Raw genomic sequence first — 14,426 nt, 5'->3', positions numbered from 1 at the left:
ACGCCATGTCCAAGACACCCAGTACCGCGATCGCCGTGATCGGCATCGAGATATCGGCAAAAACTCGTTTCACGTCATGGGCCACGATGCACGCGGCGCCATCGTGCTACGGCAAAAGTGGTCGCGTGGCCAAGTGGAAGCGCGGCGCGCCAATATGGCGCCTTGCCGTGATCGGCATGGAAGCCTGCGTCGGCGCACACCATTGAGCCGCAAACTCACATCGCTTGGTCACGATGCCAGGTTGATGCCGGCCAAATATGTCCGCCCCTATAGCAAGGGATAAAAGGACATCAATGATGCCGAAGCGATTGCCGAAGCCGTGCAGCGCCCGACGATGAAGTTCGTAGCAACCAAGACCGCGGAGCAACTGGATCTGCAGGCGCTGCATCGGGTGCGCGAGCGGCTGGTGTCGCAACGCACCGGCATCATCAACCAGATTCGCGCCTTCATGCTGGAACGCGGGATCGCGGTGCGCCAGGGGATCGGCTTTTTGCGCACAGAACTACCCACCATCCTTGCGACGCGCACCGATGCCCTGTCGCCACGCATGTTGCGTATCATCGAGGAGTTGGCAGGCGACTGGCGTCGGCTGGATCAGCGCATCGATGGCCTATCCCGCGAGATCGAAGCCCTGGCCCGTCAAGATCAGGCAGGTTCGCGCCTGATGACGGTGCCCGGCATCGGGCCGATCATTTCGAGCGCCATGGTGGCCGCGATCACCACTGGAGACGTCTTCTCCAAAGGCCGTGACTTCGGCGCCTGGCTCGGACTGGTGCCTAGGCAGATCTCGACGGGAGACCGCACGATCCTCGGCAAAATCTCAAGGCGCGGCAATCGCCACCTTCGCGTTCTGTTCGTCCAGGCAGCATGGGTTGTGCTGGTCAGGATAAAGAACTGGGAACGCTACGGGCTCAGATCCTGGATCGAAGCCGCCAAGAGGCGATTGCACCACAACGTGCTGGCGATCGCGCTCGCCAACAAGCTTGCCCGCATCGCCTGGGCGGTGCTGGCGAAGGGGCGCGCCTTCGAACTGACAAGGACCAACGATGCAGGCGTCCGACCCGCTTGATCCTCGCGCCGTGCTCGGCGCGGTCAAGGCGCGGCCTGGCAACGCCGGAGCCAGCCGCAAGCCAAGCGCCACGGCCGGCGTTGACCGCCCCTGCGCGCGACGCGACGCCGTCCTGCGGGCCGGGACGAAGGAACGGCCCCTGGCTCGAACAAAGGAACTACGAGGTACGAGGAGCAAGCCATGACGTAACCCCATCAACCGGTTCCAGCCGAGGTCTGCGAGAGGATGAGACGAGATGGAGGTTCGGTCTTCCCGGCGCATGCGAACACTGGTGACCGAAATGACCCAATCGAAGCCTGTACGGTAATAAGAACGCACGCGCGCTGATATCCATGGTGGCCCGGAGAAAATGCTCCAATCAAAGGCCGGATACATTGATGCAAGACCACTCACCACCCGATCGACGAACCTCTTGCTACGCACGGCCGGACCATACACGGGCAATCGCGACGATATGGGCCGGTTTAAGTTAGGGCCGGTCTACCCCTGACAACCGACATATCCTTGGTCGTGGGATGCGGCAGCGATGGGCCACAACAAGCGACATTGGCTCTGATGTGAAAGAGGCAGCCCTATCTCAATTTCTTGGCGACTGTTCGAGGCTCTCGTTCCGTCAATAGGAACTTAGCGCTCCCCAGTTCCCTTTGTAGCGCCCGCCCAAGCTGTAACGGGCGGCTTCCAACCCCGCCGTCAAAAACAATTCTGTCGCGTCGAGAACTACCGCATGGGGCTCGCGTTGGTCGAGCACATCAATGGAGGACATATACATGCAAGGCCACGTTGTAGCAGTCTACAAATCACGCGGAGAAGCCGAACAAGCATACAGCGAAATAGTCAGCGCTGGAGTTCCTGCTGAGCGCGTGAGGCTGAACAGCAAGGACCGCGCGCACACGACCGCGGATGGAGGGAGTATCTGGGATTGGCTGTTCGGAAGCGGGATGCCGGAAGACGATCGACGCAGCTATGATGAGCGGATGGCCGGTGGAGGCGCGGTGCTATCGGTGCTGGTGGACTCGCCTTCGATTGCAAGGCTCGATGAGATCGAGATCATCTTGGACAAGTACCACCCGCTGGAAATGAACGATGCGGATGCCCGAGCTGCGGCTGCCCCAGGCGGCTCCGGGACGATGAGTCGCTCAAATGCTGATGCGAGCGGCGCCGCGGCGCCGACCAACCGAGCAGCGCAGGGCGAGCAGGTCATACCTTTGCCGGAAGAGGAACTGAAGGTTGGCAAACGCGCCACGGAGCGCGTCCAGCGGATTCGAACTTACGTCGTCGAGGAGCCCGTTCAGAAAAACGTTCGGCTTCGCGACGAGCGCACCGTCGTCGAAAAGCGGCCTGCCACCGGCAGCCCGCAAGCCATGCCAGGCGAGCGCGAGGTGGAAGTTCGCGAAGTTCACGAGGAGCCGGTCGCGCAGAAGACGGTCAAGGCTGGCGAGGAACTAGTCGTGCGTAAGGAAGCTACGGAGCACATCGACCGTGTCAGCGACACAGTGAAGAAGACAAAGGCGGACGTGAATACTCAAAAGCGGTGAGTGTTTCGGGCGGGTTCCGCTCCCTCACTTCGGGCAGCGAGGTCCTGTTGCTCGCTCCCGAAGGAGGCGGAAGCCATACTGCCATCTATCCGGGCACCGGTACGGAGTGAGATTGGCTTCCGGTCCACGGCCGCAAGCCGACCCAACCTTGGCTTGGTGACGACAGGAATACAGGAATGGGGCCACCAGCGGACACGCGTTGTGAATGAAAGAGGCCGCCAGCCTGAGCCACCAAAGAAATGAAGGAGGCCGCCAACTGATGGGGTGGATGGCCCCCTCTCGCGGCATCGAGTGCCATAATGGTGGTCGTCGAAGATCACCAGTAACGGGAGCCATCCATGGGCAATATTACAGCAATCGGTCTTGAGGAAACCAAGCTCAGTTGATGGACAGGCCACTTTGTAAGGCGGTGAACTACAAGACTCCCGACGGTTGACGCTGGTGGGCCTAATCAACATCACAGCATCGCGTCGAGTGGAATGCTACAAAACGTGACGCCCTTATCATCGAGAACGACAATCGAATAGCCTCTGCCAACCAATTCCGGTCGAGTCTCGCGCAGCGACCGAGCAAGCTTGATAGCCTCTATTTGCGCTTCCGTTCCGCCAGGCAGGTCATGCGTGCCGAAGTCCGCGACGAAGTGCGCCTCGATGAGCCTGTAGTTAAAAAGGGGCATCGGGAGAGCCTCCCTGCGCAGAGCCCCCGCCAGCGTGAGGCAGACAGGGGCTCGCGGGTGGATGGCGCGACGCCCACGGTGGAGGTGTCGCCCCAAGGAAACGCCGGATAAACCTAACGGGGCAGAAAAAATGTTGTGCAAGACGCGGAAATAAGAGGCAGACGCTAATCTTCCCGAAGGTGGTTACGACTTCTTAGTCGCTTCTCACTACCTTGCGAGGCAACGGTTCAGTTGCCCATGCATCAAGACAAACAACAAGAAAGCCGACGGGTCACCTTCGAGCATCGCTTGCCAGCGCAAATGATGGCAATCGATGGCACTTGGCGTCGTGCGTGTAACCTCAAAGATGTGTCGGAAGTCGGTGCTACGCTTCAAGTTGAAGGGTCTGGCATTGAAGGAGTTCTTTCTTCTGCTCTCCTCGACCGGGCTCGCCTATCGCCGATGCCAGCTTGACCGAGTGAATGGCGAGGAATTGGAGGCCAGCTTCCTTCGCCAAAAGTCTAAAGCGACGAAATCTCCGGCTTAGCCAGACAGACATCGCGCCTGCCAAACATCTCGCACGGCGAGCCTAATTCTAGACTAAAACGAGCAAGTCACTCGTCCCATTGCGATAGACGTCAAACACGTTCCCCCGCGATCTATTAATTGAACCAGGATGAAATGCGCTTTGGTCGCAAGGCCATTCTCGAGCAGACTCTCCACGCTGGAGGACGATCCGAGGCTAGCCGAGAGATGCTGTGGATCACTTTCCCGCAGCAAGAATGCCGATCGCGCTGCCGGCGACTGCAGTTAGTGTTACAACTGAAAGAGCAGCCTGCAGGAGCATCAGCAGTTTGGCGCCACGGGTCAGCGGCAGCGTGCGTGTACGGTCGCTCCCTGAAGATCCGCAACGTGGGCTGGTCATGGTTCTCCATGTAGGCCCAGGCCGCGTGGTCGCTAATACCCTGTTGCGAGAATGACCGCACTAGATGCTTGAATAGCTCCGCCGTGTCGCCCCTATGCCGCAGGGATGCTCATCCATTGATCTACATCAATGGCGCGTATGTCCGAGCGGCACATTGTACAAGCTATCATCTCAATAGTCGTCCGCAGGAAAGTCGCTGTGTTCGTTTATCGCGGCATCGCTCTGCTATTAGGGCTCGTATTGTCCGGGAGCGCTACCGCTTTCGACATAGAACGCACTCGGACCTGCGCAGGCGTCGTCTTGCGACTGCAGGGGGATGTTCTGAATGGCGACTTCGCACGCTTGAAGTACCAGTTTCGGGGCACAGAGCCGATCGTCGGATTGGAAATAAGTTCCGATGGAGGGATCCTCGAAGAAGGACTTCGTATTGCAGATCTTACGCGGCGGAAGAAGCTCACCGTCTATGTTTCGGCCAAGTGCGATTCCGTTTGCGCCGTGGTGTTCTTTGCTGCTGCTAAGCGGTATCTCCGAGCGGGCGCTAAGATTGGCGTTCATTCTGTTTCTAACGATCGAGACATTGAAGATGCTGGATCGACACTTTTGACCATCAAGATAGCGAGGCTTTGGGCGAGGGAAGGAGTCCCAATCTCCGCGATTGGCAAAATGGTCACCACCGCTCCACAACAAATAACGTATCTAGACCCTAATGATTTAGCGGGCCTCTCCGCCCTCGAGGGAAATCCTTTTGTCGATACGAACGAAGAGACGAGCCAACACAAGCAGACCGGCTGCTCTGCGCGATCGAAGGTCATGCCGACCGCGAATGCGGATCAATAGCTATTGACCTGCTAAATCTGGCTAAGAGTAGTATCTGCATGTCGTCAAAACGCTTGGAACTGGTACTCCTGCGCCGGACATTGAGCCGCATTTTACCGCAGCAGCCCTTTGGGACAATAGTACGAGCGAGAATTTAAAGATTAGAGTTGCTTTCAGCCGCAGAGCTCGTGCGTACGCTTTTCGCCTGGCTCACGTCAGAGCAATAATGATCATAATATGCTTGTCCGGGGATGGCGAGAGTTACGTTCGGTGCGCGACCACTCGCGCATCTTTGTCAGAACGTGGCTCGCGGTCGCGCAAAAGGTCTGTTCGTCAGATGAGTCTGCCGTTGATCCACTTGAGTCGGTTATCCTGTCGGTCTGGATTAGAAGTTTGCAGCCGCCTACGGATCCTAGGGTGGGCGCCAAGCAAGCCTCGCTCTTCAACAAAACGAGCAGTCTTGATCAAAAGAACCCCGCTAGGCCCATCGTCTGAACAATTCGAGCGTGCCCCTTGGTCGAGGGTATCGAAGAGTCGTACGAAAATCGCCAGTGGTGGTCAGGCCAGAGGCACGAGTAGCAATAAGGCCGAGAGGATCGGTCGGGCAAATCGACTGCAAGAAGGGCAGCGCTGCCGAACGATCTCACGAAAGCTGTGATGAAAACGGGCTGCTCAATTTTCCGAAGAGATGAGATTGGTCAGCGCTGCTGAACAATCATTTGGTTCCGTAGCTGACATAGATCACGACCTAAGCTTCATCGATCGATGCAGCCGGCCACGTGGTCGAACGCCGTCAGTTGAGGCGCCGCCAAGTCTTGGCGTTGTTTCAGAAGTTGCCGCCATGCCTGGTGGGCGTCGAAGCTTGGGCATCATCGCACCATTGGTCCCGTGAATTGCAGGCGTTGGGGCATACGGTGCGATTGATGCCTCCGGTCTCTGTGAAGCCCTACGGTGCGCTCCGACGGCGCGTATTACCAGTGGAGGAAGGATCCACCCAGAGAGTTGTCGATTAATCTGGTAGCTGACGAGCGGTTTGGACGAGCAATCGGACGGATCGAAGCCTCGTGACAAAGGTCGCTTTAGGCGGCCGATCAATCCAGCGGGCCGTAACGTGAGTGAAGCCTGAGCACGCCTCGAAAGTTACGATGTGAATGCCGACCCGATCGTATGGCGGGGAAGGCCGTGCGGACAGGGAAGCAATCGACGCACGCACCTGTCTGGTTCACCGGGGTAATGGGCATGGCACGTTGGGAGGGTAGTACGGGTAATCGGGGGAGACCCGTCTTGGTCGAAGGTCGCGCCTTCAGCATTGAGTAGTCGATGGACCGGACGGGAGTCGGACAGGGTCAAAGGTGCCGATGGCACCGGGTAATTCCGGCGGAGGAAAGGACCCTGACTTCAGGTGCGCTTTTGAAGATGGCGAGGGAAAGGGTAGATTGGCGATGAGCCTTGAAACGCCCGATAAGATCAGGAGCCTTCAGAGAGAGCTTTATTGCAAAGCGAAGGCGGAGCCTGCCTTCCGCTTCTACGTGCTGTACGACAAGATCTGCCGCGAGGACATTCTGAGCCATGCCTACAAGCTGGCCCGCGCCAACGCGGGTGCGCCGGGAGTGGACGGAATAACTTTCGAACAGATCGACGCGTCGGGACTCGAAGCATGGTTGGCTGGCAACACGGAGGTCTGCCACTGAGCGGCGGTGGCATGAGGCTGCAGCTTAATGGGGCAGGTGTCGACGCGCGCGGGTGCGAAGCCTACTAAGTGGCGGATCTGAGCGAGGACACAATGCATCAGCCACGACAGCTTGTGTGCAGGTTTTTGGACGCCGGCAACAAGGTGGCTCGGTACGCTCGACTGGCCGGCGTCCAAAAAGCGCCAAGGCACGAAGTCGCGGGAGTTTGGCATCGGCTGTGCAGCGGGTGCTATGGGGATTTGATGCTGGCGCCGCCCTCGATGGTGGACGCGACGCAGGCAGGATGAGATCTGCGGGTAGGTTCGCAGGCGAGGTCGGGAGCATGCAATAGGCATCTCGGCGGCTGCTCGGAGTGCATCAACAGGCTCTCACCGTATTGATGACCGTGATTGGATCGAGAGCGGGCGCTGCCGGCGTGGAGCCAGCGCCATCGGAGCGGGAAGCTGCGAGGTCGACGGGAGGCCTGGGTCATGAGGTGTCGATCCTATCCGGCGTAGGACGCCACCTCGGCTGACAGCCGTGCGCGAACACCTCGATCACGATCATGCGGGCGCCGCAGCAAGGGCATGAGCAAGGCAGCACGCGTGGCCATCCGTCGCCCTATCCAGCTGCTCTTGCGAGTCGGCGGCGGGTGGGGTGGCATTGAGGAGTGCGCGTACCAGAACAAGCGCGTGATCTACGACCTGCTGATGAAGGCGGCGGCCGAGACAACGCTCGCCATCGCCGCCCCGCTCCCTCGGCTCTTGCCCCCGCGCTGCGGGCTGGAGCGCAGCGACTTTGTGCCTTGGCCCGTTTGAGACCTCACGATGGACACACGTCCGCCCGTCGAGATTGACCAGAAGTCATCGCGGGAGAAATCCACGCGATTGACCCAAAGCGGCCTGAAGAATTCCTCTGCTGAACACTTCTCGATATCTGCGTTTGAAGCATGGACCTAGATCGGGAGAATCTGGCAATCGGCGCCTGTGCCGCGAGCAGGCCAAGGTGTTTTCGGGAGAGACCAGCAACCGAAACCTGCCGGATTTGAAAGCAGAGCTGCTGGCCCAACTTCGCGATCTTGCAGGACGCTCGCAGCCGCCCGCGACCAGCTCCGATCTTGTCACGCAGAGGTGAAGTTGGAACAGTGATGGATTCGCATTCCTACCGCAGCGATCGAAACGCGTCGCGCACCTCGCGGCTGAAAATCTCCGGCTGCTCCCAGGCCGCGAAGTGGCCGCCAGCCTCGGCCTGATGGAAGTAGATCAGCTTGGGATAGGCCTTCTCCGTCCAGCTTCTCGGCGCCAGGAAGCTTTCGCCGGGGAACGCCGTCACCGCGGCCGGGATCTGAACGCCTGCAGGCAGGTAAAGGTTGGTCTTGTTCTCCCAGTAGATCCGCAACGAGGAGACCCCGGTGTTGGTCAGCCAATACAGCGTAATGTCATCGAGCACGTCGTCGCGCGTTAACGCGCCCGCGGAATGTCCGTTGACCGCACGCCCAAGCACGGCCGATTGCATCGCCGAAGCCGGTTGCGCGTAGCCGTCGCCGTGGTCCAGCAGCCAGGCTGCGAGGCCCGCCGGTGAATCCGCGAACGCGGCGAGCGTCTGCGGACGCGTTCCCGCGATCTGCGCATAGGCCCGACGCTTGCCGAACTGAATCTTGAGCTGTCCGAAGGCGTGCCGCTCCTCGTCGGACATGCCAGCCGGCGCGTCACCGCCGGATGCGACAGCTTTGAAGATATCGGGCGGAACGACGGCCGGCAGGTTGGTATGGATGCCGAGCAATTCCGGCGCACCGAGCTTGGCCATCTCGTTCGATACCGGCGAACCCCAATCGCCGCCTTGCGCGACAAACTTTTCGTAGCCGAGCCGCTTCATCAGCACGATCCAGGCGCGTGCGATGCGGACGGGGTCCCAGCCGGTTGTTGTGGGTTTGCCGGAGAAGCCGTAACCCGGTAGCGAGGGAATTACGAGATGGAAGGCGTCGTCTGCGCTGGCGCCGTTGGCGGTGGGATCGGTGAGGGGAGCGATGATCTTCATCTGCTCGATGACGGACCCCGGCCAACCATGGGTGACGATCATCGGCAGCGCGTTCTCGTGTCTCGATCGCGTGTGAATGAAGTGGATGTCGATTCCGTCGATTTCGGTAGTGAACTGCGGCAGGGCGTTGAGGCGGGCCTCGACCTTGCGCCAGTCGTAGTCGGTGGCCCAGTAGCGCACGAGGTCCTGCAGCATGGCCAGCGGCACGCCCTGCGTGTCGTCAGCGACCGTTTCCTTCTCAGGCCATCGCGTCGCGGCCAGGCGCCGCTTGAGGTCGACGAGATCGGCATCGGGAATGTTGATGCGGAAGGGACGGATCGCTTCGTTCGCCCGTGTCTCAGCAGCGGAGGCGGGAAACGAGCCTGCGGTCTTAAGCGTGGCAATGCAGATGGCCGCGTTGCTCAGAAGCTGGCGCCGGTTCGGCGACGACAGATGGGTCATGATTATTGTCCTGTCTGCGATGTTGCCTTTTAGAGCTCAGGATGGAGAAAGCCGGTAAAACCATAGCACCAAGCCCATCCTCGGCATTCCTCGCTCAATTGATCGTTGACGATGTACTTGGCAATCGGGCCTGGTCTCATCCCGAGATAGCGGTCGGCCAAGTAACACGCAGAGGGGGAAGCAATATGAAGTTGATTTCTGCTGCCGCACTGGGACTTGCCGTGCTTGGCATCACTGCCGCGAATACGGCGAGAGCCTCCGAGATTAAGCTGCTCTGTGCGGTGGCATTGCATCCGGCATACGATGTCCTGATCCCGGATTTTGAAAAATCTTCCGGGCACAAGGTAACGGTCGCCTATGGAAACGCAGGCGCTATCGCGGATCGCTTTCAAAATGGCGAATCCGCCGATCTTATCATAAACGCTGCGCCATTCGTCGACACGCTTCGCGCGCAGGGCAAGGTCGTCGCTGGCGACCGCATCATCCTCGCGAGGGTTGGCGTCAGTGCGTTTGTTCGCAAGGGTGCTCCAAAGCCCGACATCAGTTCGGTCGACGCGTTCAAACGCTCGATGCTGGCCGCGAAATCGATTATCTATCCTGATCCGGCCGGTGGGGGCGCCAGCGGCGTCTACATGGTCAGCTTGCTCGAACGGATGGGCATCGCTGAAGAAATGAAATCCAAGACAAAACTGTCTCCGTCCGCGAACGTGCTGTACGCAAGCGTCGCCGGCGGGGACGTTGAGATTGGATTCAATCAAATCAGCGAAGTGTTGGCTCAACCAAGCATCGAATTCGCTGGCCCGCTGCCCTCAGAGATTCAGAATTACACTCAGTTCAGCCCTGGCATTGTTAGCGAGAGCAATCAGGCCGAGGCTGCAAGGGCGCTGGTCGCGTTCCTTGCCTCGGCTGCCGCTCAGCCCGTTCTGAAGGCGAAGGGTTTCGAATGAGCCGCATCGAGGCAAGCCCCGGGGTTCGCCGCCGGTCCCAAGGCTATCGATGCGATGTCTGGTGTGGGTCCCGAGCGCCGTTCGGCCGCTCGGCCGCCTGCTTCCGGTCTACCTCGATGAGCCGACAGAGGGGACGCCGCCCGATCTGCGCGTGGGCCAGAAGCTGCCGTGAAGAAACACAAGCCGCCAACACACAATCGCGTCAACGCACGATGATACAACTCGATCGTCTTGCGCTGCGGCGCGAAAGGCATTTGCGGTTTCCCACGACGGCGCGGGGAATATACTGAATTTGCTTGGCCCGTGGCGCCACGCAACCGGCGGCGATTCCGCAGGCATCAAACCAGCCGCTTAATGCGAAGGAGAAAACGTAATGTCAAGTCGTGCCATCGGTCCGCTGCTGTGCGGCGGTCTTCTCATGCTTGCTGCCACAGCACTCAGCGTGGCGCCGAGCGGTCCGGCCGTCGCACAACAGCCGACACCGCCCTATGGTACGCCGATCTCGCTCGAACAGGCCAAGACGGTCATTGCGGCTGCGGAGGCCGAAGCTCAGAAGAACAATTGGCCGATGGCCATCGTCGTCGTTGATACCGGCGGCTTCGTCGTCGCTATGCATCGGCTCGACAACACGCAGCTTGGATCCATCGCAGTGGCAGAAGATAAGGCGCGCACTTCGGTCTTCTTCCGCCGACCGTCGAAGGCGTTTGAAGATGCCGTCGCTGGCGGCGGGATCGGATTGCGTGTGCTCGGGTTGCGCGGAGCAACGCCATACGATGGCGGCGTGCCGCTTCTCGTCGATGGCAAGATAATTGGTGCAGTGGGCGTTTCGGGTATGCTCCCCGCACAGGATGGGCAGGTCGCCAATGCCGGTGCAAACAGCGTGAAATAGACTGTCGCGAATTCGTCCAGTTGCAGGCTGCTGGCAGCCCGCCATGCACGAGGCAGCGACTGTCAGGCCGAATCAGCGCTTCCAGTGGCTCCTGCTTGTGTTGCGGATGTTCGTGGTGCCGCTATCCCGCTCCCGCCGAAGCGATTGTCTTGTCCTTGGCCTCGGGGTTTTCAGCGCGCTTCTTCATCCCATCCATCAAGGCCTTCGACGACGAAGACATTTCCTACCGCGCCTTCACGATTTAGCGTCCGTCTGGAGCATTGCGGACAATGAGGTGCCGGCAAGATGCCGGGCAGGCTCGGCAGATTATCGCCGAAGGCGATGGCTGCGTTTGGATTTTGAATTGCGGCGCACCGGCCGATTATGTCGGTTAAAACCCGAGGGTAGGCTGCTCATAAGCCGACGAGGTGTATCGGCTACGCGGCCCCAGTGCGCTGGAACTTCGGTCCAAACATTCGCCGCTGTCCGTCCTCTTGCGCCAACAGCGTGAGGCATCGCCTAGACAATTGGCGTTCCCGTTCAGGAACATTACAAAATGCTGTTCCCGGTCACAAGTGAACACAGCGATATCCTCAACGAGGACTAGCCTCCAATTGCACGGCGCCTCCTCACGCGCCGGCCATCGGACCGCCTGGCCCCCCACTTGTCCCCTCCAGCCGCAAGGGCCGGGCTGGCCCGGTGCTCTGCGGAGGATCACAAACGATAGCATCTTAGCCAAGGTTTGCTTCTGAGGGCGTGGCCTTTCGGAACTCTTGCAGTCCGCAATGAGTTACAGAGCCGCCGACAGGATGGACCATGAGCGGTCGCGGGCGGTAGCACGTGACGGTTTCTTGATCGCGCCGATCGGCAGCACTTGAACAGAGAGAGGCGACAATGAAGGCACCACTTCTGCTTGCTGGCGCATTAATCATCGGATGCACCGCCCCAGCACTGGCTGATGAGTACTATGTCGTACAAGGTCCGAGCCGCCAATGTACGGTTACCACCACACGCCCGGCGGACAAGGAGGTCGTAACACAGATCGGTCCGATGGCTTTCAAGAGCCGCGTGGAAGCCGAAGATCGCATCAAGCAGACTAAAGTCTGCGAGGAAGGGACAGTCGGTAGTAGCAGCACGACTGTTATCAAAGAGAAATAGTCGAGGGCATCGTTCCTGATCATCTTTGGCTATTCGAGAAAAGTCGCGCCATTCCCGTCGGCGCGACTTTTGTGTCTTCCAGACCACCAACTCAGCGGTTCGGGAGTTCATTCTATCGGCCTTTACCGAATTCTGTCACAACCACTTGAGCAAATGCGCGGATGCTCGAAATCCCACGCCGCTGCGGTCACTGCGAAGAAGAGTTCGCGCCAGAAGAGCTGACCGTACTTGCGCCACCGGCCGGGGACGGCGAGTTGATCTGCGCTTGGTGCATCGAGATCAAGCTGCGTCGGGCTGTTGCGAAGCTGGCGCTTGATAATAACTGATGCCAGCGCGATAGAAATGTGCCCTTCGTCTGAGGCTTCAAATTTTCAGTCTCAACCCAAAGTCGCTATTGCGACAACGTTTAGAGCGGAGGAATACGCGAACCAGTCAAGTTTCGATATGCAGTTTGGAGCCAACGGGCCCGACATTCCCGATCCACTTCTTGAGGCTCATGAAGAAGGCCGCGTTGTATTCTTTTGCGGTGCGGGGTCTCATATCCCGCCGGACTGCCGGGATTTGGCGGACTGGTTGACGACATCTACAAGCATGTCGGCACAACCCGTACTCCTATTGAAGAACAAGCCTATGGGCGCAGCCAGTACGACGCTACGCTTGATCTCCTCGAAAGGCGCATACCCGGACAACGTCTTGCAGTCCGTGAAAAGCTCCTCAAGGTCTTAACACCAAGGTGGCGGCGCAAGGGTGCAACAGACACTCACGTCGCTCTACTGGAGCTTGCACGTCGACGCGACGGCACCATTCGTCTCGTGACGACAAACTTTGATCGCATCTTCGAACGGGTGAGAAAACGTCCCGGCAGGGCATTCCCGTCTTATTCTGCTCCGATGCTGCCGATACCCAAAAACAGTCGCTGGAACGGAGTTGTCTATCTGCATGGTCTACTTCCCGACGAAGTAGATGAAAGCGCGCTGAACAGGCTGGTTCTAACGAGTGGAGATTTTGGCCTCGCGTATTTCGCCAACTGCGGTTGGTCGGTCTCGGCTCGGCAACGGTGGCCATCGCAAAGACGCAGGGCGAACTCCGCCAGGCTCATCTCAAGTACCATTTGCTCGCTGCGGCGGCCGGCACAGCAGCACCACCACCATCGTTAGGAGAGACGACTTGAAAAGAACCATCCTGATCACTGCTGCAGCCATCGCAGCGGCTTCGACGAGCGCTTTCCCGGCGCTCGGTCACGACCAGGGCCACGGTCACCACGAATCCTACTCGGCCGGCGAGCCCGGCGATCCGGCGAAGCCGTCTCGCACCATCGAGATCGAGATGAGCGAGATGGACTACAAACCCTTCAAGATCGACGTAAAGCTTGGCGAGCAAATTAAGTTCGTGCTGCGCAACGTCGGCACCGAGGACCACGAATTCCTTCTGGCCACGACCAAGGAGAACCTGAAGCACGCCGTGGTCATGAAAAAGCATCCGCACATGGAGCATGACGAGCCGAACGGCGTTCGGGTCGCGCCGAAGAAGACGGCGGAGATCTTGTGGAAGTTCACGAAGCCCGGGACGTTCGAGTATTCGTGCCTGATCCCCGATCATCGGGAGTACGGTATGACCGGCCACGTGACGGTGAAGTGGGGAGGGAAGGATGATGGACCTCAGCTATCCGATGACGCGCCGGTCGCTCGTTCGGCTCATGGCGGCCGCGGCGCTGGTGGGACCTGGCAGCTTCGCACGCGCCGAAGAGCCAGTCGTCCTGGTGCACAAGGACCCCAACTGCGGCTGCTGCACTGGCTGGGTCCAACACCTGCGCGATTCCGGCTTCACGGTGCGTGTGGAGGAAACTTCGGACCTGGATGCGATCCGAGCCCGTCTGGGCGTGCCGACCGAATTGGCGGCCTGTCACACGGCCGAAGTCGCCGGCTATCTCGTCGAAGGGCATGTTCCGACCGAGGCCATCCGGCGCCTGCTTGCCGAACGCCCGAATGCGAAAGGTATCGCCGTCCCCGGCATGCCGGTGGGATCGCCGGGAATGGAAGGCGGCCAGCCCGCGCCGTATACGGCGGTGCTGTTCGGAGCCGACGGGCAGAGGCCGTTCATGCGATTCGTCGGAGATCGGGTGGTCGGCTGATGGCCGGAGTTGACGGATGGACCATCGGCTGGCTCGACGCGGCGACCCGTCCGCGACGGCCTCGCCGGCGCGAACGGGTATAAGGCACGGACTACTGGTTCTTGTCGCCCATGTGGTGCGGCGTCGAAGTGTTTGGGCCGCCGGTATAGTGGTGGCCGCTCGATGCGGTGTTCT

General features: G+C 59.7%; 11 protein-coding genes and 6 pseudogenes. 14 read left to right on the top strand and 3 right to left on the bottom strand.

Features of this window, described 5'->3' with window-relative positions; all coding sequences use genetic code 11:
* Positions 1–5 precede the first annotated feature (5 nt).
* Both ACRQ5Q_RS42640 and ACRQ5Q_RS42635 read left to right on the top strand, forming a co-directional pair.
* A pseudogene (locus tag ACRQ5Q_RS42640) lies at positions 6–1,069 on the top strand (IS110 family transposase).
* A 767-nt stretch (positions 1,070–1,836) separates the two neighbouring features.
* Positions 1,837–2,604 (top strand): YsnF/AvaK domain-containing protein, encoded by a 768-nt coding sequence (locus ACRQ5Q_RS42635; protein ID WP_439400261.1) that lies wholly within the window; start codon positions 1,837–1,839, stop codon positions 2,602–2,604.
* A 457-nt stretch (positions 2,605–3,061) separates the two neighbouring features.
* On the opposite strand, the gene ACRQ5Q_RS42630 is transcribed toward ACRQ5Q_RS42635, so the two are convergent.
* The gene (locus tag ACRQ5Q_RS42630; protein ID WP_439400260.1) at positions 3,062–3,280 is read right to left on the bottom strand and encodes a DUF6894 family protein; all 219 of its coding nucleotides are present in this window, start codon (positions 3,278–3,280) and stop codon (positions 3,062–3,064) included.
* Between the two features lie 237 nt (positions 3,281–3,517).
* Here ACRQ5Q_RS42630 and ACRQ5Q_RS42625 point away from each other — a divergent pair.
* Positions 3,518–3,806 (top strand): annotated as a pseudogene (locus ACRQ5Q_RS42625) (hypothetical protein).
* Between the two features lie 216 nt (positions 3,807–4,022).
* On the opposite strand, the gene ACRQ5Q_RS42620 reads toward ACRQ5Q_RS42625, so the two are convergent.
* Positions 4,023–4,184 carry a hypothetical protein gene (locus ACRQ5Q_RS42620; RefSeq protein WP_439400259.1) on the bottom strand — a complete coding sequence of 54 codons (162 nt, stop codon included), beginning with the start codon at positions 4,182–4,184 and terminating at the stop codon, positions 4,023–4,025.
* Positions 4,185–4,382: 198 nt separating this feature from the next.
* Between ACRQ5Q_RS42620 and ACRQ5Q_RS42615 the strand changes: the two genes are divergently transcribed.
* The 4 genes and pseudogenes from ACRQ5Q_RS42615 to ACRQ5Q_RS42600 all read left to right on the top strand — a co-directional run.
* Positions 4,383–5,021, top strand: coding sequence for a hypothetical protein (locus ACRQ5Q_RS42615; protein WP_439400258.1), 639 nt, complete (start codon positions 4,383–4,385; stop codon positions 5,019–5,021).
* Positions 5,022–5,761: 740 nt separating this feature from the next.
* A pseudogene (locus ACRQ5Q_RS42610) lies at positions 5,762–5,950 on the top strand (IS110 family transposase); the annotation flags it as partial.
* A gap of 486 nt (positions 5,951–6,436) precedes the next feature.
* Positions 6,437–6,691, top strand: a complete 255-nt coding sequence (locus tag ACRQ5Q_RS42605) for a hypothetical protein (RefSeq protein WP_439400257.1) — start codon at positions 6,437–6,439, stop codon at positions 6,689–6,691.
* Between the two features lie 641 nt (positions 6,692–7,332).
* Positions 7,333–7,455, top strand: a pseudogene (locus ACRQ5Q_RS42600) (IS91 family transposase); the annotation flags it as partial.
* A 376-nt stretch (positions 7,456–7,831) separates the two neighbouring features.
* Here ACRQ5Q_RS42600 and ACRQ5Q_RS42595 read toward each other — a convergent pair.
* Positions 7,832–9,148 (bottom strand): epoxide hydrolase family protein, encoded by a 1,317-nt coding sequence (locus ACRQ5Q_RS42595; protein ID WP_439400256.1) that lies wholly within the window; start codon positions 9,146–9,148, stop codon positions 7,832–7,834.
* A 41-nt stretch (positions 9,149–9,189) separates the two neighbouring features.
* Here ACRQ5Q_RS42595 and ACRQ5Q_RS42590 point away from each other — a divergent pair, with 41 nt between their 5' ends.
* The 7 genes and pseudogenes from ACRQ5Q_RS42590 (at position 9,190) to ACRQ5Q_RS42560 (ending at position 14,252) form a co-directional block, all read left to right on the top strand.
* Entirely contained in the window at positions 9,190–10,095 is a 906-nt protein-coding gene (locus tag ACRQ5Q_RS42590) for a molybdate ABC transporter substrate-binding protein (protein ID WP_439400255.1), read from the top strand.
* A gap of 373 nt (positions 10,096–10,468) precedes the next feature.
* Positions 10,469–10,984 carry a GlcG/HbpS family heme-binding protein gene (locus ACRQ5Q_RS42585; RefSeq protein WP_439400254.1) on the top strand — a complete coding sequence of 172 codons (516 nt, stop codon included), beginning with the start codon at positions 10,469–10,471 and terminating at the stop codon, positions 10,982–10,984.
* A gap of 873 nt (positions 10,985–11,857) precedes the next feature.
* On the top strand, positions 11,858–12,121 hold the full coding sequence (locus ACRQ5Q_RS42580; RefSeq protein ID WP_439400253.1) for a hypothetical protein: 264 nt from the start codon (positions 11,858–11,860) through the stop codon (positions 12,119–12,121).
* A 161-nt stretch (positions 12,122–12,282) separates the two neighbouring features.
* Complete coding sequence (locus tag ACRQ5Q_RS42575; protein ID WP_439400252.1) at positions 12,283–12,447, top strand: hypothetical protein; 165 nt, start codon at positions 12,283–12,285, stop codon at positions 12,445–12,447.
* A gap of 118 nt (positions 12,448–12,565) precedes the next feature.
* A pseudogene (locus tag ACRQ5Q_RS42570) lies at positions 12,566–13,140 on the top strand (SIR2 family protein); the annotation flags it as partial.
* 160 nt (positions 13,141–13,300) lie between these two features.
* Positions 13,301–13,756, top strand: a pseudogene (locus ACRQ5Q_RS42565) (cupredoxin domain-containing protein); the annotation flags it as partial.
* A gap of 16 nt (positions 13,757–13,772) precedes the next feature.
* Positions 13,773–14,252 carry a DUF411 domain-containing protein gene (locus tag ACRQ5Q_RS42560; protein WP_439400524.1) on the top strand — a complete coding sequence of 160 codons (480 nt, stop codon included), beginning with the start codon at positions 13,773–13,775 and terminating at the stop codon, positions 14,250–14,252.
* The last annotated feature ends 174 nt before the right edge of the window (positions 14,253–14,426 follow it).

It is taken from the genome of Bradyrhizobium sp. PMVTL-01 (genome assembly GCF_051861855.1).
Taxonomy (GTDB): Bacteria; Pseudomonadota; Alphaproteobacteria; order Rhizobiales; family Xanthobacteraceae; genus Bradyrhizobium.
Note: the sequence above shows the minus strand (reverse complement) of the source record. Positions and strands in the feature narration are given on the sequence as shown.

Excerpts from the sequence above, each read along its gene's own strand:
- ACRQ5Q_RS42580 (WP_439400253.1), top strand. The coding sequence starts at position 11,858 with ATGAAGGCACCACTTCTGCTTGCTGGCGCATTAATCATCGGATGCACC.
- ACRQ5Q_RS42590 (WP_439400255.1), top strand. The coding sequence starts at position 9,190 with ATGGAGAAAGCCGGTAAAACCATAGCACCAAGCCCATCCTCGGCATTC.
- ACRQ5Q_RS42575 (WP_439400252.1), top strand. The coding sequence starts at position 12,283 with ATGCTCGAAATCCCACGCCGCTGCGGTCACTGCGAAGAAGAGTTCGCG.
- ACRQ5Q_RS42635 (WP_439400261.1), top strand. The coding sequence starts at position 1,837 with ATGCAAGGCCACGTTGTAGCAGTCTACAAATCACGCGGAGAAGCCGAA.
- ACRQ5Q_RS42630 (WP_439400260.1), bottom strand. The coding sequence starts at position 3,280 with ATGCCCCTTTTTAACTACAGGCTCATCGAGGCGCACTTCGTCGCGGAC.
- ACRQ5Q_RS42595 (WP_439400256.1), bottom strand. The coding sequence starts at position 9,148 with ATGACCCATCTGTCGTCGCCGAACCGGCGCCAGCTTCTGAGCAACGCG.
- ACRQ5Q_RS42585 (WP_439400254.1), top strand. The coding sequence starts at position 10,469 with ATGTCAAGTCGTGCCATCGGTCCGCTGCTGTGCGGCGGTCTTCTCATG.
- ACRQ5Q_RS42560 (WP_439400524.1), top strand. The coding sequence starts at position 13,773 with ATGGACCTCAGCTATCCGATGACGCGCCGGTCGCTCGTTCGGCTCATG.
- ACRQ5Q_RS42620 (WP_439400259.1), bottom strand. The coding sequence starts at position 4,184 with ATGACCAGCCCACGTTGCGGATCTTCAGGGAGCGACCGTACACGCACG.